The organism is Oligella sp. HMSC05A10, assembly GCF_001808335.1.
Taxonomy (GTDB): domain Bacteria; phylum Pseudomonadota; class Gammaproteobacteria; order Burkholderiales; family Burkholderiaceae_B; genus Oligella; species Oligella urethralis.
In genome coordinates, this window is the sequence record NZ_KV792927.1 from 38,968 (window position 1) to 62,171 (window position 23,204).

The window sequence follows — 23,204 nt, forward strand, 5'->3', positions numbered from 1 at the left end:
CCTTAAGGCTAGCGATTCATTATTAAGCGCTGTCGGGTTCACCCGTCTCGACACACATTCACTAAAATGGCGCTTGCTAAAAACTATCGCAGCGCCATTTCCTATAAACCTACTAACCAGCTAAAACCACATCACCGGTGACATAATCGCCATCAAAGCACGACGCATCAAAGCGCTCAATCTTAGGGTTTAATTCGGATATCGCTAACTTTAGATCGTCCAAGTCTTGAAAGACCAACGCATCCGCACCAATTTCTTGCGCAATCTGCTCAGTCGATTTACCATAGGCAATCAAATCGCTCTGATCTGGCATATCAATGCCATAGAAGTTAGGATAACGAACTGCCGGCGCAGCGGACGCAAAAAACACCTTATTGGCACCTGCATGACGCGCCATGCTCACAATCTCACGACTAGTGGTACCACGTACAATTGAGTCATCCACCAACAGCACATTTTTACCTTTAAACTCAATGCTCATCGGATTTAGCTTCTGGCGGACCGACTTCTTACGCACTGTCTGACCCGGCATAATAAAGGTGCGACCAACATAACGATTCTTGATAAAGCCCTCACGATAGGACAAATCGAGCGTCGAGGCCAATTCCATACCCGCTGGTCTGGAGGAATCCGGAATCGGCATCACCACATCGACTTCCGATAAACGTAGCTCACGTGCCACTTTTTGGGCCAACAACTCGCCCATGCGTAAACGACAGTTATAGACATTAACCCCATCAATGGTAGAGTCGGGACGCGCAAAATAAACGTACTCAAAAATACAAGGACTTAATTGCGCATTATCAGCACATAAACGCGAATGCAGTTTACCCTCGGTATCAATAAAAATAGCCTCACCGGGCGCTACATCACGCACGAACTCAAATCCTATCCCCTCAACGGCGACCGACTCAGAGGCTAGGATCCACTCAACTCCCTGCGGCGTTTCCTGTGTGCCTAAACTAAGCGGACGAATACCATTTGGATCTCTAAAAGCTAATAGACCGTAACCAGCAATCTGCGCAATTGCGGCATAGGCGCCTTTGACACGACGATGCACCGCCGTTACTGCATCAAAAATCTCAGACACCTGTAAACTGCTGCTTTTACTTGCCTCATATAATTCATGGGCAAAAACATTGAGTAATACCTCGCTATTAGAGCTGGTATTGATATGGCGACGATCGTGCTTAAACAAGGATTCACGTAACTCATCCGAATTAGTTAAATTACCATTGTGCGTAAAGCAAATACCATAAGGCGCATTTACATAGAATGGCTGCGCTTCCTCGGTATCGCTTGGGGTGCCGCTAATTGGATAGCGCACCTGCCCGATACCGCTATTACCCGGTAAAGAACGCATATTACGCGTGCGGAACACATCACGTACTAAGCCTTGTGCTTTGAAAATATGAAATTGATTATTTTGGTAGGTTGCAATACCGGCGGCATCTTGACCGCGATGCTGCAATAACAATAAACCATCATAAAGTAATTGATTGACTGGGGAACAACCGTGAATGCCAATAATGCCACACATGAAAATACGCCTAAAAAAACACTAAGAACAATATTTTAAACCCTTTTAATAGGGTAAATAAACCGCAATCCCCTCCGGCACCCAAGTTTTTATCATTCGAATTGCATCGACCGACATCCGTGCAAAACTTGACTCAACCCACCATGGTTCTTGTGGTAAAGCACTCCAACCTGCGATTAAAACAAGAATTAAAACAATAATCACACCGCGGAAGATACCGAATAAAAAACCCAAACCGCGATCAGCCGAACCTAGGCCAGTCGCATCCAATAAGGCACCGAGTGTTTTATTGAGTAGACCTAACAATAATAAACTGGCAATAAAGACCAGAAAATAGGCTAAGCCCACGGTTAAAATTGCCTGATCGATATAGCGAGCGAGCGTAGGAATTAAGTGAGGGCCCCACCAGATGGCAGCCAAAAAGCTTAAGATATAAGCCAGAAGAGAAAAAATTTCCTTGAGGAAGCCTCGCATCAAGCCGAGTAGACCTGATGCGAGGATCACCGCTAAAACAACATAATCAAAAGTTGCCATGATTCAACTAAAGACAAGCAGATTTAGCGACCCGTGACGTAGCTATCACTGAAGTTAAGCGCGCGTAAACGGGTTTGTGCTGCCTGTGCTGCCTCGCGGGTTGAAAAAGGACCGACCCGCAAACGATATACTTGCTTACCGTTAACGGTGGCACTTTGTACATAAGCATTAGATACGCCCGATCCTCTTAAACGATCACGCTGTACCCGGGCATCATTTGCCGAGCTATAAGAAGCCACCTGCAAACTAAATTCACCTCCGGTGCTAGCCGCTGGCGCCGAACTACTGGCGGCTGGGGTTCTACCCTCAAGAATGGCTAAAGCCTTACTACCATCATCGGTGCGCTTTTTATCATCAATTTGATTCTTAGCTTTTTGCTGCTGTTTGGCTTGCTCTTGTTGCTTTGCTTGGGCTTGCTGCTTTTGTTGTTGCTGCTTTTGCTGCTCAGCACGTGCCTGTTGCGCCCGTTCACGTTCGGCTGCCGCCTGCTCGGCGCGCTCACGCTCAGCTGCCTCTTGCGCCGCACTCTGAGTGGCTGTGGCTTCGGCAACGGAGACCGTAGATGAATCGGTACTTTCAGAACCTGTTTCGTTCTGAGTATTTGCAGCAGCAACCGCGACAGGCGTTTCTTGCTCTTCACCTTCTATACCAGTAGCACTAGACTCAGTGCCCTGCTCCGCAACCTCAGGACTTTGGGTGGCTAAGTGAGGGTCACTTGGTGTTTGTACCCCAGGTGAGCTCTCAACCACTAAACCACTACCTTGACCAATGGGTGAACCCGGTTGGATTAAGGGGCTAGTGTTTTCACTGCTGCTACCACTATCATCCGTTTTTAAAACGAGCGGTAAAATAATAATCGCCGCTAGCACCAGAATCACCGAACCAATTAAACGATTGCGAGATTTAATACGCTGCTCTCTAAGTTCACGATCGTTTTGATAGCGTTGCTGCTGTCTGGAGCTGCTGCGTCTTTGTTCATACTGAACCTCCTGACGCTGGTTTTTACCTGAACCGAAAAATGCCATACTAGTTATAACCTCAGATTAATTCGATGATGGCAGATGCGCCAGCACATCTGCGACCGTTAAAAATGAACCAAAAACCACAATCCGGTCTTCGGGGTTGCTACGAGCCTTAGCCGCTTCATAGGCCTGATGTGGACTATCAAAGACCCTAACCTCCGGTAAGCCGTCTTTGTCTTTACTGATTAAACTGTTTATTTTATCAGCTAATGCCTGTCCTGAGACACCACGGGTGCCGGATAAACTTGCACAATACCAATAATCCACCGTTTTTTCCAAGCATTTAATGACTTGGCTGACGTCCTTATCGTCCAGCATACCGAATACCGCCGTGGTATAGGGGAAATAGGACATGGCATGGAGATTATGCTGTAGCACGGCAGCCGCATGTGGATTATGCGCCACATCCAGTACCGTGGTTGGTTGACCCGGTAGGATTTGAAAACGGCCTGCTAATTCAACCCTTAATAAACCCTCACGAATCGACTGATTCGGCACTGGTGCAGACATTTTTAACGCTTCAACGGCTGTCAAGGCAGCGGCTGCGTTAATTAATTGATTGGCTCCTCTTAAGGCAGGATATGCTAAAGCGTGGCGACGTTGATTCTTACCAATATAGGTCCACTGGATCTGATCGCCAGTATAATTAAAATCACGTCCAAATAACTGTAAGTCGGCGCCGATTTCCTGCGCATAATCAATTAAGCTTTGTGGCGGCTCTGGATCGGCACAGATGGCGACTTTGCCCTGGCGATAAATATGTGCTTTTTCCCAAGCGATTTGCTCTCGTGTATCACCCAAGTAATTAATATGATCAATCGCAATCGACGTGATAATCGAGCAATCGGCATCAATGATGTTAACCGCATCCAACCGGCCGCCTAAGCCCACCTCAAAAATCGATACCTGTATATCGTTTGCTTTAAAAAGCAGTATCGCCGCTAAGGTCGTGTATTCGAAATAACTGAGACTGATATCACCACGCGCTTCTTCAATGATGGCGAGTTGCTCCACAATTTGCTGATCGCTAGCTTCTAAGCCATTGAGACGAATGCGCTCATTAAAGCGGATGAGATGGGGTGAGGTGTATAAGCCCACTCGATAGCCAGCAGCCAAATAAATCGACTCTAACATAGCACAGGTGGAACCCTTACCATTGGTGCCGCCGACCACTATTTTAATACTATCTAACTCGATGGGTAGGCGTGCTGCCACTTGCTTAATTCGATCTAGACCTAAATCAATTTCCTGACGGTGTAAATGCTCTAAATAACTTAGCCATGTACTAAGACTGCTGTGGGAGGTGGGGATGATGCTCATTAACTACGGATATTTAAGAAAATAAAAAAAGCGTAAGAGGCATTTAATGTTTAATTAAAGCTTCTTACGCTTAGCCTAAACAGCTCTATTTTAACGCTTTACTGGCGGTAAGTCAGTACAAACGCCATGTGCCGCTTCTGCTGCCATACCAACAGACTCACCAAGGGTTGGATGCGGATGAATGGTGGCAGCAATATCATCGATATCGGCCCCCATTTCAATGGCTAAACACACCTCGGAAATTAAATCACCGGCATGATCACCCACAATCGCCCCACCCAGGATGCGCTTAGTTTCGGCATCAAATAACAACTTGGTAAAACCATCTTCGGTGCCATTCGCAATAGCGCGACCAGAAGCAGCCCATGGGAATAAGCCTTTTTCAACCTTAACCCCTTGTGCTTTTGCTTGCTCCTCGGTTAAACCAGCCCAAGCAATTTCGGGATGGGTATAGGCAACAGAAGGAATCACCCGCACATCAAACACGGTTTTCTTACCGGCAATTACCTCGGCCGCCACATGCGCCTCATGCACTGCCTTGTGCGCCAACATCGGTTGCCCCACAATATCACCAATCGCAAAAATATGCGGTATATTGGTGCGCATTTGTGCATCTACCGCAATAAAGCCGCGCTCATCCACCGCAACACCAGCTTTATCGGCGTCTATTTTAGCGCCATTAGGGCGACGACCCACTGCCTGCAACACTAAGTCATAGCGCTGCGGCTCTGTTGGCGCCTTATCCCCTTCAAAGCTCACATAAATACCGTCTTCCTTGGCTTCGGCACTCACAGTTTTGGTGTTAAGCATTAAATTATCGAAGCGATGCTGATTACGCTTTTGCCAAACGCGGCTTAAATCCTTATCCGCACCAGCAAATAAACCATCCATCATTTCAACCACATCAATACGTGCACCAAGCGCTGAATACACGGTGGCCATTTCCAAACCAATAATACCGCCACCAATGACTAGCATTTTTTTAGGTTGTTGACGTAATTGCAGAGCACCGGTCGAGTCGACGATACGCTCATCCTCAGGAAGGAATGGCAATTTAACCGATTCACTACCAGCCGCAATAATCGCATGATGGAAAGCCACCTCTTGTGAGGAGCCATCTTCCTTTTGTACCACAAAGTGATGATCATCCTTAAAGCTAGCATGACCAACGATCACCTCTACTTTGCGCGCCTTAGCCATAAACGCAAGACCACCCGTGAGCTTATTAATCACTTGATCTTTAGCTTCGCGCAACTTATCCAGATCCACTTCCGGTTCAGCAAAATGGATACCCGCCGCAGATAAACCCTTAGCCGCCTCAAGTACGGAGACATTATGTAACAAAGCCTTAGATGGAATACAACCCACATTTAAGCAGACGCCGCCCAGGGTTGAATAGCGCTCAATTAATGCCACCTTGAGACCCAAGTCAGCCGCTCTAAAGGCTGCCGAGTAACCACCAGGACCTGCGCCAAGTACCACCACATCATAAGCGCCCTCACCTGCTTTGGCGCTGACTGCCGCCGCACTAGCAGCTTTGGCCGGAGCCGCAGCGGCGCTCGCTTGAGTGGTAGTCGTTGATTTGGAGCTACTATCGGCAGTCTCCGCTGCCGCTGTACTTTCCAACGTCAATAAGACGCTACCTTGGGACACCTTATCGCCAACCTTAACCGCTAAATCAACGATTTTACCCGCATGCGATGAGGGGATTTCCATTGAGGCCTTATCTGACTCAACCGTAATTAAGCTTTGCTCAACTTGAATTTCCTCACCGACCTCGACTAAAACCTCAATCACATCGACATTATCGAAATCACCGATATCGGGAACAACAACTTCAATTTTACTCATTGTTTTTTACTCCCTTAAAGTGAAACGCGACGGAAATCAGACATCAGCTTAGCCAAATGCGCATTGAAACGAGCTGCTGCTGCCCCGTCAATCACACGGTGATCATAGGATAAGGAGAGAGGCAACATCAGACGAGGTATAAACTCCTTACCGTTCCAAACTGGTTCGATAGCAGAACGAGATACGCCTAAAATCGCCACCTCAGGGGCATTAATAATCGGCGTAAAATCAGTACCACCAATACCACCTAAAGAAGAAATGGTAAAGCAACCGCCCTGCATTTGACTTGGTGAGAGCTTACCCTCACGAGCAGACTTCGCTAACTCATTCATCTCTATCGCAATCTCAACGATCGACTTCTGATCCGCATCCCGCAGTACAGGCACGACTAAGCCATTTGGCGTATCGGCAGCAAAACCAATATGGTAATACTTCTTAAGCACCAAGTTATCACCATCTAATGAGGCGTTAAACTCTGGGAATTTCTTCAAGGTGGCGACCACGGCCTTGATTAAGAAGGCCAGCATGGTGAAACGCACCCCTTCACGCTCATGCTCTTTGTTCATTAATTTACGGAATTCCTCTAGCTCGGTAATATCCGCTTTGTCATTGTTAGTCACATGAGGGATCATGACCCAGTTACGGTGAAGATTAGCACCTGAAATCTTCTTAATCCGTGACAATGGCTGTGTTTCAACCTCACCAAATTTAGCAAAGTCAATCTTCGGCCAATCAAGCACTTGTAGACCACCACCAGCAACCGCTTTAGTTTCAGTGGTTGCACTTGGCTGGCTAAAGCCAACGGATAAGGCGTTTTTAACGAATTGACGGACGTCATCCAACACAATTCGGCCACGCGAACCTGTACCGTTCACAGCGGTTAAGTCAACACCCAATTCACGGGCAAACTTTCTGACCGATGGTGAGGCATGCGGTAAATTACGGAATTCCTGAGCTGATAAGGCATAGGAAGCCGTAGGCGATTCCCTATCATCACCCAACTCAGCACGCTGAATTGGATAAGCGTGTGTTGCCTCGGTGGGCGCTTTGACTGTTGTAGGTTCGGCTGCTGCTGGCGTAGGGGCAGCGGTTGAGCTGGCGGGTGCTGCAGCCTCAGAGCCATCCGCTGCTGCCAACTCAAGAATCAAGCTACCCTTGGCAACCTTATCGCCTACCTTAACCCGTAGTGCCACAACTCGACCGGCATGGCTGCTTGGGATCTCCGTCGAAGCCTTATCAGATTCAACCGTAATCAGGCTTTGCTCCTCCTGAACGGTATCTCCCTCATTGACTAAGACTTCAATCACATCGACTTCATCAAAATCACCAATATCAGGTACGACGACCTGCACCACCCCACCACTCGCATCAGCTGGCGCGGCAGACGCTGAAGCCGCTGCTACAGGCGCTGACGTGTCGGCTGCCGTCTCAGTACTCACTTTATTCTCAGCTGTGGCGCTTGGCTCAGATGCAGATGCCACCCCGGCATCTGGCTCAAGCTCAAGTAATACCGTACCTTCGCTCACCTTGTCGCCGACTTTAACTTTAAGTGATTTAACAACACCCGCAGCAGACGAAGGGATTTCCATGGATGCTTTATCGGATTCAACCGTAATCAGACTTTGATCCTCCTCAATACGGTCACCCTCGGCTACTAACACCTCGATCACATCCACTTCATCGAAATCGCCGATGTCAGGAACTTTAACTTCAATTAAGTTACTCATCTTGATGTTTCTCCATTAAGCGTGATGTGGGTTAGGTTTATTCGCATCGATGCCATATTTATCAATGGCCTCAACCACTTTATCCATCGGAATCTTACCCTCATCCGCTAAGCTTCTGAGTGCCGCTAAGGTAATAAAATAGCGATCCACTTCAAAGTGCTTACGCAGCTGATGACGGAAATCAGAGCGACCAAAACCGTCCGTACCCAAGACACGGTAGCTACGCCCTTGAGGGATAAATTCGCGAATCTGATCGGCCACTGCCTTCATATAGTCAGTGCTTGCAATAATGGGGCCTTCAGACTCACTTAATAATTGCGTCACATAAGGCACTTTTTGTGTTGCGGTCGGATTTAATAAGTTTTGACGATTAACATCTAAACCCTCGCGACGTAACTCGGTAAAGCTAGTCACACTCCACACATCAGCGGCAACCCCCCAATCCTCTTCGAGTAGCTTTTGCGCTGCAATGCTTTCACGCAAAATCGTACCGGATCCGAGTAAGTTAACCTTGTGCTCACCGCCTTTGCCCTCGCTAAAGCGATACATACCCTTGAGGATGCCCTCTTCATCACCCGCTTTAAGACCAGGCATAGCATAGTTTTCATTCATCAAGGTGATGTAGTAGAAGACATTTTCCTGATCCTGAACCATACGTTTTAGACCATGCTGCATAATTACAGCCACCTCATGACCAAAGGCGGGATCGTAGGATACACAATTCGGAATGGTAGAAGATAGCAATAAGCTATGACCGTCTTCGTGCTGCAAGCCCTCGCCGTTAAGCGTGGTTCGACCTGCGGTACCACCCAATAAGAAGCCGCGCGCTTGAATATCACCGGCCGCCCACAATAAATCGCCCACACGTTGGAAGCCGAACATTGAGTAATACACAAAGAACGGAATCATAATGCGATTACTGGTAGAGTAAGACGTGGCTGCTGCAATCCACGAACACGTCGCACCCGCTTCGGTAATACCCTCTTGTAAAAGCTGACCGGATTCTGATTCACGATAGTACATCACTTGATCTTTATCGACCGGCGTATACTTCTGACCCTCTGGGGCATAAATACCGATTTGACGGAATAAACCCTCCATCCCGAAGGTACGACCCTCATCCGATAAAATCGGCACCACCCGATGACCTAATTGCTTATCCCGTAGCAATTGGTTTAAGAAACGCACAAAGGCTTGTGTAGTAGACATCTCACGCCCTTCCGGGGTGGGCTCAGTCACCGATTTAAAGTACTCTAGGCCCGGTACCGTTAAGCGCTCATCAGCATCACGACGACGGCGCGGATAAAAACCGCCTAACTGCTCACGTCGCTCACGCAAGTAACGCATTTCGGCAGAGTCTTCAGATGGACGGAAGTATGGAATCTCGCTAATCTTGTCATCTGGAATAGGAATATTTAAGCGATCACGTAAATCACGTAACGCCTCTTCCTCTAGTTTCTTTTGCTGATGCGAAGGGTTCTTACCCTGAACTGTTTCACCCAAGGCATAGCCTTTAATCGTTTTGGCAAGAATCACTGTAGGCTGACCCTCAGTTTTCATCGCCGCATCAAAGGCAGCATATACCTTGTTAGGATCGTGACCGCCGCGATTTAAACGCCAAATCTGCTCATCACTCATGCGGCTAACCATCTCTAAAAGACGTGGATCCTTGCCGAAGAAATGCTTGCGCACATAAGCACCGTCATTGGCCTTATAGGCTTGGTATTCACCGTCAATGGTCTCTTCCATGACCTTGCGTAAAATGCCGTCCTTATCGCGCGCCAATAATGGATCCCAATAGCTACCCCAAATCAGCTTAATCACATTCCAACCAGAACCACGGAATTCACCCTCAAGCTCTTGGATGATTTTGCCGTTACCACGTACTGGGCCATCTAGACGCTGCAGGTTGCAGTTAATCACAAAGATCAAATTATCCAGTTTTTCACGCGCAGCAAGACCAATAGCACCTAAAGACTCTGGCTCATCCATCTCACCATCACCGCAGAATACCCAAACCTTACGCTTAGAGGTATCGGCAATGCCACGTGCATGTAAATACTTTAAGAAACGCGCCTGATAAATCGCCATCATCGGGCCTAAGCCCATGGATACCGTCGGAAACTGCCAGAAATCAGGCATTAGGTGCGGGTGAGGATAAGAAGATAGACCCTTACCATCAACCTCCTGACGGAAGTTATCCAACTGCTCCTCACTAATACGGCCCTCTAAATAAGCACGACCGTAAATACCCGGTGAAGAATGACCTTGGAAATACACCAAGTCGCCGCCATGGTCCTCAGACTCAGCATGCCAGAAATGGTTTTGACCACTTTCGATCATGGTCGCTAAAGAAGCGTATGAAGCCATATGGCCACCTAAACCACCGCCACCCTCAGTTTCATGAAGATTCGCTTTTACCACCATTGCCACAGAGTTCCAACGAATATAGGCACGAATGCGTGCTTCCAATTCTAAGTTACCCGGATTAGGTGGCTCCTGCCCAGGAGGAATGGTATTTAAATAGGCTGTATAAGGAGAATAAGGGATATTTGAACCCGAACGGCGTGCTAAATCCGTTAGCTTCTCGATTAAAAAGTGCGCTCTCTCTGTACCCTCACGGTCTAATACTGCCTCCAACGATTCCAACCATTCCTGGGTTTCGACCTCATCAATATCTGGAATACTGGTTGCCGAATAATCTTTATCCATTCGAGACTCCTCTAATAGTGGTTGAATTAAGTCATCGCTAATTTATAAAATGACTTTAATAATTTATAGGATATACAACTTTAATTAAAAATGCGATCGGTTAAATACCTAAGACAGCACTGTCCTAATGATTAACCTCAAACAAATTTAAACTCGTACAGGCTAATTCTAGAAAAAACCGATAGTTTGTCAAGGATTTTTCATATAGCAATATCATATTTCGTAAAGTGAAATATTCAAATTCAGCATTCACTTAGCACGGGTCCAGCTAGCTCAATAAAGTATTTTTTTAAGCTGACTACTTTACTAAGTTCGTCTTACTAAACTTGTTAAAATGAAACGCTTATATACAATTTCGGCATCACAATCCTTTTACACGGTTTAGTGAGTAGTTTTTAGTAGATTGATATGGCGTCAAACTCCCATCTTTCGCTTATTTTGCCCCAAACGCTTAAAAACGAAAATAAGCGTAGAATGCATTGGATCATTCCGGTCTTTGTATTAGTGCTCTATGTCTTAGTGATTTTTGCCTTTATGGCAATTCAAAAGATTCAACATCAGCACGCCATTCTCTATTCAAACACGGAGGAGGTCAGGCACCAGTTATTGATTTTTCTGGTGGTGGCCATGTCATTTACCATCGTCATCAGTTTACTAACCCTGTGGCATTACACCCGTATCCGCTCTGAGGCTGAGGAGCAGCTCTTTTTAGAAACCACCTTTAGACGTGCCATGGAAAACTCCATGTCCACCGGGATGCGCGTTTTAGATTTGCAGGGTCGTGTGGTGTATGTGAATCCCGCTTTTTGCCGTATGGTTGGATGGAATGAATCTGAATTACTAGGCACGCTTTTCCCCTATCCCTATTGGGTGGAGGATAAGTTCGAACAACATGAGAAATACCTAGATATCGTCTTAAGTGGCAAGACCCCAAGCTCGGGCATGGAGATGGAGGCAAAGCGCCGGGACGGCTCTATTTTTACGGCCCGTCTGTATGTGTCCCCGCTGATGGACCCAAATGGTGAACAAATCGGTTGGATGACCTCAATGACCGATATTACGGAACCTAAGCGTATTCGTGAGGCTTTAACAGCAGCGCACGAACGCTTTATGACAGTATTGGAAAGTCTGGATGATACGATTTCGGTAGTCGCCGATACGCCCAATGGCACCGAACTACTCTTTGCCAATCGTACCTATCGTCGACTTTGGGGTTCAGAAGCACATGGCCATACCTTACTTTATAATGCCGCCACCGCACATCATGAAAATGATCCCTTGGCAAATAACGAGCTCTACATCGCACAGATCGGTGCCTGGTTTGAAGTGCAACATCGCACCTTAAACTGGACTGATGGGCGTAAGGTACGTTTACAAGTAGCACGTGATATTTCTCAGCGCCGTGAGTATGAGCAAAAACTCAGTGCGCAGCAGGAAAAGGTGCAGTTAAGCGGCCGTTTAAGCACACTGGGCGAAATGGCAAGTTCTTTGGCCCATGAGCTGAATCAGCCACTCACTGCCATTGTCAATTACAACTCAGCCATTGCCGCCTTAATTAAAAGTGAGCATCTGGATCAAGAGCGCTTATTACAGGTACTGGATAAATCCGTTTCTCAAGCCGAACGGGCCGGACGAATTATCGGTCGTATCCGTGATTTTGTGCGCCGTAATGAGCCCGAACGTCAAGCCGTTAAAATTGATACCATAGTTGAAAACACAATGGATTTAGCCTTTTTTGAAAGTCGCAAATATAGTAAGCAAATTGAGGTGAATCTGCCCGAGGACCTGCCTGAGGTCTATGCCGATCCAATATTAATTGAGCAGGTACTCCTAAATCTGGTTAAAAATGGCATCGAAGCGATGAGTCAAAGTGAGCACGAGACACTGTATGTGAATATATCCCAAGTGGGCTTGGAAATTCAGGTGCAAGTCATTGATAGTGGCCATGGCCTCAAGGATCCTGAACGCTTATTTGAACCCTTTTACAGTACCAAAAAAGAGGGGCTAGGTATTGGCTTAAATATCTGTCGCTCAATTATAGAATCACACCGCGGTAGATTATGGGCTGAAAATAATCCCAGTGGCGGTACAATATTTACATTCAGAATTCCCTGTTATAGAAAAGCTGATAACTCAATTTCACAAAATGGAGCAATAAATTAATTATGATAGACCATAGTAATAGTGTAATTTTTATTGTTGATGATGACGATGCTGTTAGAGATTCACTGCGTCTACTACTAGAAACTCAAAACTACCGAGTACAGACATTTGCCAGTGGTGAGGAGTTTTTAGAGCATTACAATCCTAATCTTGTCAGTGTCTTAATCACTGATGTACGGATGCCGGGTATGTCTGGCTTACAACTACAAGAGCAGTTATTAGAGCGTAAAGCCACCCTACCCATTATTTTCATCACCGGCCATGGCGATGTGAATATGGCGGTTTCAACCATGAAAAAAGGCGCAGTAGACTTTATTGAAAAGCCTTTTAATCTTGAAGATATCAAACCCGTCATTGCGCGTTTCCTCGATCAGGCTTATGAACAAATGCAGGAAGCGATTTCTCAACAAGCGGTAGACAGTTTATTAGCCCGCCTTACCTCACGTGAAGAGCAAGTACTTGAGCGTATTGTGGCTGGTCGTCTGAATAAGCAAATTGCCGATGACCTCAGTATCAGTATCAAAACGGTAGAAGCACATCGTGCCAATATCATGGAAAAGCTCGAGGTCAGCACCGTTGCAGACCTCATGAAAATCGTTTTAAAGAAGTAATTATCTAAAGGATCCAAGTTTTTGTATGAACGCTAGTATCATTGACGGCAAAGCTTTATCAGAAAAAATCAAACAGGGTTTAGCGCCCACCATTGAAGCACTTAAGGCAAAAGGCATCACGCCCTCGCTAACCGTGGTCTTGGTAGGTGAGGATCCTGCCTCCCAAGTCTATGTGCGTAATAAGCACAACACCTTTATCAAAATGGGCTTGGATTCCGAGGTTGTGAGCTTGCCTAGCGATATTTCTCAAGCAGAGTTATTGGCAAAAATTCATCAATTAAATGAGGATCCTAAGGTGAATGGCATCTTGGTGCAGTTACCCTTACCGGATCATTTAGATAGCCAGTTAATAATTCAACATATCAAAGCCGAAAAGGATGTGGACGGCTTTCACCGCTTAAATGCGGGCGCCTTAATGACCGGTGAACCGCAGCTCATTCCTTGCACCCCCTATGGCATCATGAAAATGCTAGAGGATCAGGGCGTCACCTTGCGCGGTGCCGAAGCAGTGATTGTCGGTGCCAGTAATATTGTTGGCAAACCCATTGCCCTACTCTTACAAAAAGCCGGTGCGACCGTCACCATTTGTAATTCCAAAACCAAGGATTTGGCCGCTCACACCAAGCGCGCCGATGTGCTTGTGGTCGCCACCGGTCGACCCATGATGATTAGCGGCGACATGATTAAACCCGGTGCCGTGGTCATCGATGTGGGTATTAATCGCCTGGATAATGGCAAGCTAGTGGGTGACGTTTATTTTGATGAGGCATCCAAAGTGGCGGCAGCCATCACCCCGGTACCGGGTGGCGTGGGTCCCATGACCATCACCATGCTATTAGTTAATACCATTCAAGCGACGATGCAACAACATGGTCTAGAGGAGCTGTCTTAAGTATGACGGAGCAACTTAGTAACAACCCATTATTAACGCCGCTTGAACAATTAATGCCGTATGAGGCGATTGAGCCCGAGCATATTGTACCGGCCATTGAGTTTTTACTCAAAGAAGCAAAAGCGCTGATTGAGCAATTAATCACCGTAGCGGAACCCAACTGGGACAACTTTATCGAACCTATGGAATACGGTACGGCTCGCTTATGGCGTGCTTGGAATGTGGTCAATCACTTAAATAATGTACACAACACCGATGCCGTTCGTAGCGCCTACAATACCCTATTACCGCAAGTGTCTGAGTTTTCGACCTGGATTGGTCTGAATAAGGCGCTATTTGAACAGTATCAAATGCTCCACCAAAGTGAGGCTTTCCAAGCGCTTAGCAAAACTCGTCAACGCATTATCACCGAAGCGCTCAAGGACTTTGAACTCAGTGGCGTAAGCTTAGAAGGTGAAGCCAAAACTCGCTATGCGGAGATGAGTGAGCAACTCGCCATGACCAGTCAGCAATTTGCCCTAAACGCTTTGGATGCAACCGACAAATGGAGCTACCACACCGAAGATGCTGAAGAAGTAGCTGGCATCCCAGAGCAAGTATTAGCAGCGGCCAATGACTTGGCCGGTGGCAAAGGTTGGACCTTTACTTTAAAAATGCCCTCCTATCTCCCTGTGATGCAGTATGCTAGCAATCAAGCGCTACGCCAACGCATGTATCAAGGCTATGCCACCATTGCTTCAGAGCAAGGTGATAAGCAGTTTGATAACTCTGACAATATTGAAACATTACTAAAACTACGGCTTGAGCTTGCTAAATTACTTGGCTTTAAGGATTTTGCCACCATGCAATTAGAAAAACGCATGGCCGACAGCCCGCAGCAAGTGATCGATTTTATTCGTGACTTAGCCGCCAAAGCTAAGCCATTTGCCGAAAAAGATATGGCCGAACTGAGCGCCTTTGCCCGTCAAGAGCTGGGTATGGCAGCGTTGGAGCCATGGGATTTAGCCTATGTCTCCGAGCGATTACGCGAAAAGAAATTCGCTTATTCGGATGAAGAAGTTAAACAATACCTACCTGAAGACCAGGTATTAAATGGTTTATTTACGATTATTGAGCATCTCTTTAAGGTCAAATTCGAAGCCACGGAGGCCCAAACGTGGCATCAAGACGCCAAGGTCTTTGCCCTCAAAGAGGCAGATCAGTTAATCGGTTATTTATATACTGACTTACACGCCCGTAACGCCAAACAAAGTGGTGCTTGGGTAGCTAATGAGCGCACTCGCCAACGTCATCAGGGTGAGTTAATCACGCCGGTGGTCTATTTAACATGTAACTTTACCCCACCCCAAGGCGCTAAAGCTGGTCTACTGCGTTTAGATGATGTGGTGACGCTATTCCACGAAATGGGTCATGCACTGCATGCACTCCTTTCCAAGGTGGATGAGCCCTCTGCCTCACCATTTGCTAGTGTGGAATGGGATGCGATCGAGTTGCCCTCACAGTTTATGGAAAACTTCTGCTATGAGTGGCCGGTGATGCAAAAGCTAAGCCGTCACCAAGAAAGTGGTGAGCCTTTGCCACGCCAGTTATTTGACAAAATTATCGCCGCAAAAAACTTCCAAACCGGTATGCAAACCGTACGGCAGTTGGAGTTTGCCTTATTTGATATGCTGCTACACCAGCAATTGGAGCAGCAAACCATCGCCGATGTGCTGACGCTGCTGGACGAGGTTCGACAGGAGGTTGCGGTCGTGATGCCACCTAGCTGGCACCGCTTCCCGCATAATTTCTCCCATATTTTTGCGGGTGGTTATGCGGCTGGCTACTATAGCTATAAGTGGGCTGAAGTGCTCTCAGCAGATGCCTATAGCTATTTTGAAGAGCATGCCACAGAGGAATTTGGCACGCTTAACCCGCAAGCTGGTGAACACTTTAAAAATGAAATTCTCGCCGTTGGCGGCTCCTTGCCTGCAACTGAGTTTTTTGAAAAGTTCCGTGGACGCCCAGCGGATCCTGCTGCCTTATTACGACACCACGGTATGGTGGATGAACAAAGCTAATAAGAGATTAAGATGATAAAGCGATTAAAAAAATCCTCGCTTGCCTTTGCCCTCTCCCTAGCGTGCCTGGGGATGGCAACGCCTATTGACTCGGCCTTGGCTGAAACTCAATTTTACTCAACCCGCTCACATCTGCCCGATTTAAAATTTGAGCTGCAGCACACCGATGAGCAGCGCTTAAGCGAGCAACAGTTTAAACAAAAAGTAGTCTTAGTTTATTTCGGCTATACCTATTGCCCCGATGTGTGTCCTACCACCATGGCGGAGCTGGCACTGATGAAAAGCATGCTCAGCGAACAACAACAAGCGCAGGTGCAAGTTATTTTTATCAGTGTCGATCCGCATCGTGATACCCCTGCCCGCTTAGAAAAATATCTAGAGGCTTTCGGTCTAGGTGCTATTGGTCTAAGCGGAACGGAAAAAGAAATTGCCGCCATTGCTAAACGTTATCGAGTGGCTTACCAAATTGAAAAGCCAAAAAATCCGAACAATCCGGAGCTCTATGATGTGATGCATGCGGAGGGGATTTATGTTTTTGATACCAATGGCAAAGCTGCTTTCCTCGCCTCCAATAGTCATGATATTGAGGGCTTACATCAGCGCGTCGTCGCCTTACTTAAGTGATAAGCTGCTGGAGGCGCACGGATATCGTTCACTTTAATTGACGCAACAAATTGCTTAACCTTATTTACCATTTCCCAAGGAGATAATGACCGTGATCACTATTTTTCACCTTCCCTCGACAGGCTCCTTTCGTAGTATCTGGTTAGCTTGTGAGCTTGGTCTCAGCTTTCAACTTAATCATCGTCAAGAAGCCGACGAGGCTTCTGATAGCGAAACCCACCCCTTAAGCAAGGCCCCTATTCTCTTAGACGGGAATATTAGCATTGCGACGCATGGTGCTGCCCGCGAGTACTTGCTCAGTAGCTATGACCGTTGCGGTATGCGTCCGCCAATGGCTCACCCCGACTATATCCAGTATTTACAATGGGTGCACTATCTAGAAGCTACACTTTTGCCGCTAGTTGAACAACAGAGCATCATTCATAAATTAGGCCAATCTAGGGTACCGTTTTTTGCTCGCTCAATTATGAAAAAAACGGTCTTAAACTACCTGAATACGCACATTATGCCGGAACTGCAGCGTCAACTAAATTACATCGATCAGTCACTGGCAGCTAGTGGTTGGACCTGTGGTAGTCGCTTCTGTGCGGCAGATATTGATTTAGCCTATATCTTATTAGGTTTAGAGGCTGAGGCTAAGCTGTTGCCTGAGCATAAAAATATTGAAATGTTCTTAAGCGCGGTTAAAGAGCGTGCTACCTATCAACTGGCCAAAGAAAAATCCACAACCACGAGCACTGCTTTGGGCTTTGAACAGAGCGCTCAAACCACTGCGGTGGCACAGGCTGAAGAGGTGGAACTAGTGGATGAGGAGCGAGCGGATGCTGTGGATACGAGCACTGCTGAAGCAGCACCACATGAAGCAGAAAGCGACGACATCACCACCGGTCATGATATGACCGAGCAGACTACGCCTAAGCGTGACTAAGCGATATAGTAAGAAGCCCACCATCAGGTGGGCTTTTTGCTTTTAACCGCAAGCGACTCCATCAATGACCTAAATAGGCCTTACCAACCTGATCATTAAGCAAGAGATTAGCACCCGTATCGTGCAACACAATACGTCCCGTCTCCAACACATAGCCACGATCAGCAATTTGTAAGGCCTTATTAGCATTTTGCTCGACTAGGAACACCGTGATACCATCATCACGGATGGTTTTGATAATCTCAAAAATCTGCTCAATAATTAATGGCGCTAAGCCCAGGGTAGGCTCATCTAACAGCAGCATTCTGGGTTTACTCATCAAGGCACGGCCAATAGCTAGCATCTGCTGCTCACCGCCCGACATCAAGCCAGAGCGCTGTGTGGCACGCTCACGCAAGCGAGGGAAAAGCTCAAATACATGCTCTAGCCCAGCCTCAATCTCCTCACGGTTTAAAAAGAAACCACCCATCTGGAGGTTTTCGAGTACATTCAGGTCCGGAAAAACGCGCCGTCCCTCCGGTGAAATCGCTAACCCCTTACGCATAATGGCATGCGTCGGTAGCTCTGAAATATCCTCACCCATAAAATGGATGCTACCGGTGCGAACGCGTGGATTACCGCAAATGGTTGAGAGCGTGGTGGTCTTACCGGCACCATTACTACCGATTAAGGTAACAATCTCGCCCTCATCTATGTGTAAGCTAACATCGTGCAGGGCCTGAATTGCACCGTAGCCCGAATTAATACTATCCAGTTTTAACATTGCCATGATTACTCTCCGAGATAAGCCTTAATCACTTCAGGATCATTACGTACCTGCTCTGGGGTACCGGTAATTAAAGGCTTACCATACTCCATTGCTAAAATACGATCGGAAATATTCATAATCAAGCCCATATCATGCTCAATTAATAGCACCGATAAATCATAATCATGACGTAACTGATTGATTAGACTAGCTAACTCAATCTTTTCCTGTGGGTTTAAACCGGCTGCCGGCTCATCTAACAATAAGAGCTTAGGCTCGGTAATCATACAACGCGCAATTTCTAAACGACGTTGATGACCATAAGCTAAATTACCCGCTTCGCGATTAGCGAATTCCTTGATACCCATAAACTCCAACCAAAAAACCGCCCTTTCTAAAGCTTGCTTTTCAGCGCGTCGATGACTGGGTAAATTCAATAAGCCGCGCAGAAAACCGGCGCCTTTATTGTGTTGCGCTACCAACAGATTTTCCAAGACCGTGAGATTTTTAAATAAACGCACGTTTTGAAAGGTTCTCACGAGGCCCTGTCTAGCCACCATATGACTAGTCCAGCCGGTGATATCCTTTGAGTTTAACGTGATGTTACCGCTAGTTGGCTTATAAAAACCGCTGACGCAATTAAATACCGTGGTTTTACCTGCACCATTTGGGCCAATAATAGCAAAGATCTCATTCTTCCTTACCTCAAAAGAAACATGATCAACTGCCAATAAACCACCAAAACGCATGCAGATATCACGAGCTTCTAAAACAATATCACTCATTACTTAATCTCCACATGGGCACGTTGTGCAGGTAATAAACCCTGAGGTCGCCATACCATCATCAATACCATCACTAAACCGAAAATCAACATCCGATATTCGGCAAATTGACGTGCAATCTCAGGCAAGGCGGTTAATAAGATCGCCGCAAGAATCACGCCCACTTGTGAGCCCATACCACCCAGCACCACCACTGCAAGGATTAAGGCCGACTCAATAAAGGTAAAGGACTCGGGGTTAACTAAGCCTTGTCGCGCTGCAAAAAACGCACCACCGAAACCGGCAAACATCGCACCTAAGGTAAAGGCGGATAATTTGATCGTGGTCGGATTCAGACCCAAGGAACGACAAGCAATCTCATCCTCACGTAAGGCCTCCCAAGCGCGACCAATGGGCATACGAATCAAGCGATTAGAAACTAATAAGGTAATCACCGCCAAAGCCAAAGCTAATAGATAGAGATAAATCACCACATGATTCGCATCATAGGCCCATCCCATCATCTGATGGAAAGTCTCCTCACCAGCCGGCGCGCGACGCGTCATGGCATGACCTAACAAAGTTGGCTTAGGGATATTGGCAATACCATCCGGACCACCCGTCCATTGGCTAAGGTTAATTAATAAAAGACGAATAATCTCACCAAAACCTAAGGTCACAATGGCTAAATAGTCGCCCCTTAATCTCAGTACTGGGAAACCGAGTAGATAACCAAACAAGGCAGCCATGCCACCGGCAACGGGTAAAGCCGACCAGAAGCCCCAACCAGCCCAATGGAATAATAAGGCGTAGGTATAGGCACCAACCGCATAAAAGCCCACAAAGCCCAGATCGAGTAAACCCGCAAAACCCACGACAATATTTAAACCCAATCCTAACATCACATAAATAAGGACAAGCGTCGCAATATCGACATTAGAACGGGAACTGAAAAAGGGCCAAATTGCAGCAGCGGTAACCACTAATAGAATCAGTAAATTAATCGTCCGCGGCTTTAATACCGGTATCGCCCAACCACTGCCGCGCTTATTCTTGGCAAAGCTTTTAAAGAGATAAGGACGGAAGAGTTGCACCACAAAGACCGCAGCAATACCCATCAACACAAATTCCCAATTAGGAACAATGTGCGTCTTTGCGCCTTGACGTACGAGCTGTAAACCGAAAATAGGAATGGTTAAAATGGCGGTTAATACAGCAGAAAAAATTGCAGTTTTAAGATTTTCAGCCATTAGACTTTCTCCACTTCAGGTTTACCTAAGAGTCCAGTCGGACGAAAAAGTAGAATCAATACTAATAAGCTAAATGCCACAATGTCTTTGTATTCAGAAGACCAGTAAGCCGCCGCTAAGGTTTCTACCACACCGAGTAATAGCCCGCCTAGAATCGCCCCAGGAATACTACCGATACCGCCCAATACCGCCGCAGTAAAGGCCTTAATACCGGCAATAAAACCAATAAATGGATTTAATTTACCGATCGCCAGTGCAATTAATACACCGCCCACCGCGGCTAGCATCGCTCCTAACACAAAGGTAAAGGAAACCACACGGTTGGTATCAATACCTAGTAGATTAGCCATCTGCATATCTTGTGAACAGGCACGTGAAGCACGTCCCATACGAGAATTCTTAATATAGAGCGTGAGCGCAATCATTAAGACAAAGACGACCAGGATAATCAACAGGCGTGAGTAGGAGAACATGACGGGATAACCAACGCCCATATCCCAGCGAAATGCGCCGGAAATGACATTAGGTACCGCCATATCACGCGCACCCTGACCAAGGGCTACCCAGTTCTGTAAGAAAATTGACATACCAATAGCCGCGATCAGTGAAACTAAACGCGGACTATTACGCGCCGGTCTATACGCTACTCGCTCAATGGTATAACCGTAGACACCGGTCACCACGGCGGCAACTAAAATCATAAACAGAATCAATAAAGGCAAAGGCAGAAAGCCATTAACCCCTATCGCCGTCAATGTAACCAAACCAACATATGCCCCGATCATATAAACTTCACCGTGCGCGAAGTTAATCATACCAATAATGCCATAGACCATCGTATAGCCAATCGCAATTAAGGCGTAAATGGCTCCTAGTGAGAGACCATTAAACAGCTGCTGTATAAGCTGAGGCAGAAAATCCATAAGTTCGTGCCCTTATAAGTAAAACAAGAGGCAATCATAATACGTAATTAGTTAAGAAACTATTGGCAATAACACTTAATTTTTGACACAAAACTAAGGATTAATATACCTGTGATTTTTAATGAGCGTTCACGACCCAAGCGACTGAGCAATGCAAATTCATATTTTTTAAATGTGATTATGCTATAAACATACTATTTTGCCGCCATAGGGCAGCAGCGACTCTCAATTGATAAAAGGATACACTGTGCTTAGCCTACTCACTAGCGACCATCAACATAGCACCCCTCATCTTGATAAAAAAGGCTTAGCAATATTTGAAAAATATGTCGCTCAGGCGAATTGCTATGTAGAGTACGGCGCTGGCGCCAGTACTTGGCATGCACATGAATTAGGCGCCAAGCAAATTATCGCCGTTGACTCTTCGGCTGAATGGATTCACAAGGTACAAGCGCATCTCCCCGATAGCAAGCAGGTGGAGCTCATCTATTGCGATATTGGTCCGGTTGGCCAATGGGGTAAGCCAATGGATGATAGGAAAATTAAACACTACCATGAGTATATGCTGGCGCCTTGGCGCTTAGCCCAACAAAAAGGGCTGCAGGTCGATCTGATTATGATTGATGGTCGCTTCCGAGTAGCTTGTTTTTTATATAGTCTGCTCTGTGCGGAAGCTGGCACGGTGATATTATTTGATGATTACAGTCTACGCTTTCGCTACCACCTAGTTGAGGATTTTTGTCCTAAGGTTGCGAGTCATGGCCGCTTAGCTGAATTTCATGTCAGCAAGGATTATGAGCTAAGCGAACTGGTTGCCATGATAGCGAAGTATTCGATTATCATCGATTAGCCACACCGCTATCAAGGCGCCTTACTTGACTTAAGCCCTTAAAGCCACGCTGAATAGCACAGCGTCGGCAAACAACAGGCTAGTCACTGCTAACCACCATATTTTTTTTGGGTTTTGCCGTACCGAGGTTCCACATCAACGCTCTAAAGGGAGCCAGCAGCATAATCGACAAACTCACCTTGAGTAGCAAGTCACCTAGGGTAAGCGTAAACCAAGGCACGCCCGTACCCACAAAGGCAACAGCAAAAAACACAAAGGTATCGATAACCGAAGCGAGCACGCCCGCTAATAAAGGCGCCAACCACCAAGCCTGTTGACGCAAGCGATGAAACACGAAAATATCAAGCACATGCGCCAGTAAAAAAGCCGTACCGGAAGCCAAGGCGATTCTCGGCGTTGACAAATAAATCGATACAATCAATGCCGCAGCAAAACCCCAGTACACAATTCGACGTGCCGCTTGCGGACCAAAGCGACGATTCATCAGATCGGTCACTAAAAAAGTCACGGGATAGGTAACAGCCCCCAAGGTTAACCAATCATTAATATGAAACTGTGGTTGCACAAAATAATTGGACGCTGCCACTAAGGCACACATAATCGCTAAAGCAATCAGGCGTTGATGCGGTCTGATTGGTTCAAATTGCATGCCACTAAAGTGCGTATCTTGTACTTGCGACATAAG

The 23,204-nt window shown here is 46.6% G+C and carries 19 protein-coding genes; 7 read left to right on the forward strand and 12 right to left on the reverse strand.

Annotated features, from left to right (window positions below; genetic code table 11):
- Nucleotides 1-112: 112 nt before the first annotated feature.
- The 7 genes from purF to aceE form a co-directional block, all read right to left on the reverse strand.
- The gene (gene purF, locus HMPREF3144_RS05780; protein ID WP_036557028.1) at nt 113-1,540 is read right to left on the reverse strand and encodes an amidophosphoribosyltransferase; all 1,428 of its coding nucleotides are present in this window, start codon (nt 1,538-1,540) and stop codon (nt 113-115) included.
- A gap of 45 nt (nt 1,541-1,585) precedes the next feature.
- Nucleotides 1,586-2,074, reverse strand: a complete 489-nt coding sequence (locus HMPREF3144_RS05785) for a CvpA family protein (RefSeq protein WP_070476898.1) — start codon at nt 2,072-2,074, stop codon at nt 1,586-1,588.
- A gap of 23 nt (nt 2,075-2,097) precedes the next feature.
- Nucleotides 2,098-3,099, reverse strand: a complete 1,002-nt coding sequence (locus tag HMPREF3144_RS05790) for an SPOR domain-containing protein (RefSeq protein ID WP_070476899.1) — start codon at nt 3,097-3,099, stop codon at nt 2,098-2,100.
- Nucleotides 3,100-3,117: 18 nt separating this feature from the next.
- The gene (gene folC, locus HMPREF3144_RS05795; RefSeq protein WP_036557038.1) at nt 3,118-4,416 is read right to left on the reverse strand and encodes a bifunctional tetrahydrofolate synthase/dihydrofolate synthase; all 1,299 of its coding nucleotides are present in this window, start codon (nt 4,414-4,416) and stop codon (nt 3,118-3,120) included.
- A 90-nt stretch (nt 4,417-4,506) separates the two neighbouring features.
- Nucleotides 4,507-6,267 (reverse strand): dihydrolipoyl dehydrogenase, encoded by a 1,761-nt coding sequence (gene lpdA / locus HMPREF3144_RS05800; protein ID WP_018026605.1) that lies wholly within the window; start codon nt 6,265-6,267, stop codon nt 4,507-4,509.
- 14 nt (nt 6,268-6,281) lie between these two features.
- A complete protein-coding gene (gene aceF, locus HMPREF3144_RS05805; protein WP_070476900.1) occupies nt 6,282-7,994 on the reverse strand; it encodes a dihydrolipoyllysine-residue acetyltransferase in 1,713 nt (570 codons plus the stop codon).
- A 15-nt stretch (nt 7,995-8,009) separates the two neighbouring features.
- Entirely contained in the window at nt 8,010-10,706 is a 2,697-nt protein-coding gene (gene aceE, locus HMPREF3144_RS05810; RefSeq protein ID WP_070476901.1) for a pyruvate dehydrogenase (acetyl-transferring), homodimeric type, read from the reverse strand.
- Nucleotides 10,707-11,114: 408 nt separating this feature from the next.
- On the opposite strand from aceE, the gene HMPREF3144_RS05815 reads away from it, so the two are divergent.
- From HMPREF3144_RS05815 to HMPREF3144_RS05840, 6 genes are all read left to right on the forward strand, one after another.
- A complete protein-coding gene (locus tag HMPREF3144_RS05815; RefSeq protein ID WP_026156852.1) occupies nt 11,115-12,869 on the forward strand; it encodes a PAS domain-containing sensor histidine kinase in 1,755 nt (584 codons plus the stop codon).
- Nucleotides 12,869-13,480, forward strand: coding sequence for a response regulator transcription factor (locus HMPREF3144_RS05820; protein ID WP_172471596.1), 612 nt, complete (start codon nt 12,869-12,871; stop codon nt 13,478-13,480). The genes HMPREF3144_RS05815 and HMPREF3144_RS05820 overlap by 1 nt, the downstream gene beginning before the upstream one ends.
- 25 nt (nt 13,481-13,505) lie before the next feature.
- On the forward strand, nt 13,506-14,372 hold the full coding sequence (gene folD, locus HMPREF3144_RS05825) for a bifunctional methylenetetrahydrofolate dehydrogenase/methenyltetrahydrofolate cyclohydrolase FolD (RefSeq protein WP_070476902.1): 867 nt from the start codon (nt 13,506-13,508) through the stop codon (nt 14,370-14,372).
- A 2-nt stretch (nt 14,373-14,374) separates the two neighbouring features.
- The gene (locus HMPREF3144_RS05830) at nt 14,375-16,432 is read left to right on the forward strand and encodes a M3 family metallopeptidase (RefSeq protein ID WP_036557056.1); all 2,058 of its coding nucleotides are present in this window, start codon (nt 14,375-14,377) and stop codon (nt 16,430-16,432) included.
- Nucleotides 16,433-16,444: 12 nt separating this feature from the next.
- Complete coding sequence (locus HMPREF3144_RS05835) at nt 16,445-17,056, forward strand: SCO family protein (RefSeq protein WP_018026598.1); 612 nt, start codon at nt 16,445-16,447, stop codon at nt 17,054-17,056.
- Between the two features lie 85 nt (nt 17,057-17,141).
- Nucleotides 17,142-17,984 (forward strand): glutathione S-transferase family protein, encoded by an 843-nt coding sequence (locus HMPREF3144_RS05840; protein WP_070476903.1) that lies wholly within the window; start codon nt 17,142-17,144, stop codon nt 17,982-17,984.
- Between the two features lie 61 nt (nt 17,985-18,045).
- On the opposite strand, the gene HMPREF3144_RS05845 is transcribed toward HMPREF3144_RS05840, so the two are convergent.
- From HMPREF3144_RS05845 to livH, 4 genes are read right to left on the reverse strand one after another with little or no spacing between them, the layout of a single operon-like run.
- The gene (locus HMPREF3144_RS05845; protein WP_026156850.1) at nt 18,046-18,747 is read right to left on the reverse strand and encodes an ABC transporter ATP-binding protein; all 702 of its coding nucleotides are present in this window, start codon (nt 18,745-18,747) and stop codon (nt 18,046-18,048) included.
- A gap of 8 nt (nt 18,748-18,755) precedes the next feature.
- A complete protein-coding gene (gene livG, locus HMPREF3144_RS05850; RefSeq protein ID WP_018026588.1) occupies nt 18,756-19,517 on the reverse strand; it encodes a high-affinity branched-chain amino acid ABC transporter ATP-binding protein LivG in 762 nt (253 codons plus the stop codon).
- Nucleotides 19,517-20,746, reverse strand: a complete 1,230-nt coding sequence (locus tag HMPREF3144_RS05855; RefSeq protein WP_018026587.1) for a high-affinity branched-chain amino acid ABC transporter permease LivM — start codon at nt 20,744-20,746, stop codon at nt 19,517-19,519. Before HMPREF3144_RS05855 ends, livG begins: the two co-directional genes overlap by 1 nt.
- Entirely contained in the window at nt 20,746-21,669 is a 924-nt protein-coding gene (gene livH / locus HMPREF3144_RS05860; protein WP_018026586.1) for a high-affinity branched-chain amino acid ABC transporter permease LivH, read from the reverse strand. The genes HMPREF3144_RS05855 and livH overlap by 1 nt, the downstream gene beginning before the upstream one ends.
- Nucleotides 21,670-21,916: 247 nt before the next feature.
- Between livH and HMPREF3144_RS05865 the strand changes: the two genes are divergently transcribed.
- A complete protein-coding gene (locus HMPREF3144_RS05865) occupies nt 21,917-22,519 on the forward strand; it encodes a hypothetical protein (RefSeq protein WP_018026585.1) in 603 nt (200 codons plus the stop codon).
- A 79-nt stretch (nt 22,520-22,598) separates the two neighbouring features.
- On the opposite strand, the gene HMPREF3144_RS05870 is transcribed toward HMPREF3144_RS05865, so the two are convergent.
- The gene (locus tag HMPREF3144_RS05870; protein WP_083290404.1) at nt 22,599-23,201 is read right to left on the reverse strand and encodes a queuosine precursor transporter; all 603 of its coding nucleotides are present in this window, start codon (nt 23,199-23,201) and stop codon (nt 22,599-22,601) included.
- Nucleotides 23,202-23,204: the final 3 nt, after the last annotated feature.

What these genes read in the sequence shown, in the direction of transcription:
- folC (WP_036557038.1), bottom strand. Translation starts at nt 4,416, where the DNA reads ATGAGCATCATCCCCACCTCCCACAGCAGTCTTAGTACATGGCTAAGT.
- HMPREF3144_RS05840 (WP_070476903.1), top strand. Translation starts at nt 17,142, where the DNA reads ATGACCGTGATCACTATTTTTCACCTTCCCTCGACAGGCTCCTTTCGT.
- HMPREF3144_RS05855 (WP_018026587.1), bottom strand. Translation starts at nt 20,746, where the DNA reads ATGGCTGAAAATCTTAAAACTGCAATTTTTTCTGCTGTATTAACCGCC.
- aceE (WP_070476901.1), bottom strand. Translation starts at nt 10,706, where the DNA reads ATGGATAAAGATTATTCGGCAACCAGTATTCCAGATATTGATGAGGTC.
- purF (WP_036557028.1), bottom strand. Translation starts at nt 1,540, where the DNA reads ATGTGTGGCATTATTGGCATTCACGGTTGTTCCCCAGTCAATCAATTA.
- livH (WP_018026586.1), bottom strand. Translation starts at nt 21,669, where the DNA reads ATGGATTTTCTGCCTCAGCTTATACAGCAGCTGTTTAATGGTCTCTCA.
- HMPREF3144_RS05835 (WP_018026598.1), top strand. Translation starts at nt 16,445, where the DNA reads ATGATAAAGCGATTAAAAAAATCCTCGCTTGCCTTTGCCCTCTCCCTA.
- aceF (WP_070476900.1), bottom strand. Translation starts at nt 7,994, where the DNA reads ATGAGTAACTTAATTGAAGTTAAAGTTCCTGACATCGGCGATTTCGAT.
- HMPREF3144_RS05830 (WP_036557056.1), top strand. Translation starts at nt 14,375, where the DNA reads ATGACGGAGCAACTTAGTAACAACCCATTATTAACGCCGCTTGAACAA.
- lpdA (WP_018026605.1), bottom strand. Translation starts at nt 6,267, where the DNA reads ATGAGTAAAATTGAAGTTGTTGTTCCCGATATCGGTGATTTCGATAAT.
- HMPREF3144_RS05815 (WP_026156852.1), top strand. Translation starts at nt 11,115, where the DNA reads ATGGCGTCAAACTCCCATCTTTCGCTTATTTTGCCCCAAACGCTTAAA.
- folD (WP_070476902.1), top strand. Translation starts at nt 13,506, where the DNA reads ATGAACGCTAGTATCATTGACGGCAAAGCTTTATCAGAAAAAATCAAA.
- livG (WP_018026588.1), bottom strand. Translation starts at nt 19,517, where the DNA reads ATGAGTGATATTGTTTTAGAAGCTCGTGATATCTGCATGCGTTTTGGT.
- HMPREF3144_RS05845 (WP_026156850.1), bottom strand. Translation starts at nt 18,747, where the DNA reads ATGTTAAAACTGGATAGTATTAATTCGGGCTACGGTGCAATTCAGGCC.
- HMPREF3144_RS05790 (WP_070476899.1), bottom strand. Translation starts at nt 3,099, where the DNA reads ATGGCATTTTTCGGTTCAGGTAAAAACCAGCGTCAGGAGGTTCAGTAT.
- HMPREF3144_RS05785 (WP_070476898.1), bottom strand. Translation starts at nt 2,074, where the DNA reads ATGGCAACTTTTGATTATGTTGTTTTAGCGGTGATCCTCGCATCAGGT.
- HMPREF3144_RS05870 (WP_083290404.1), bottom strand. Translation starts at nt 23,201, where the DNA reads ATGTCGCAAGTACAAGATACGCACTTTAGTGGCATGCAATTTGAACCA.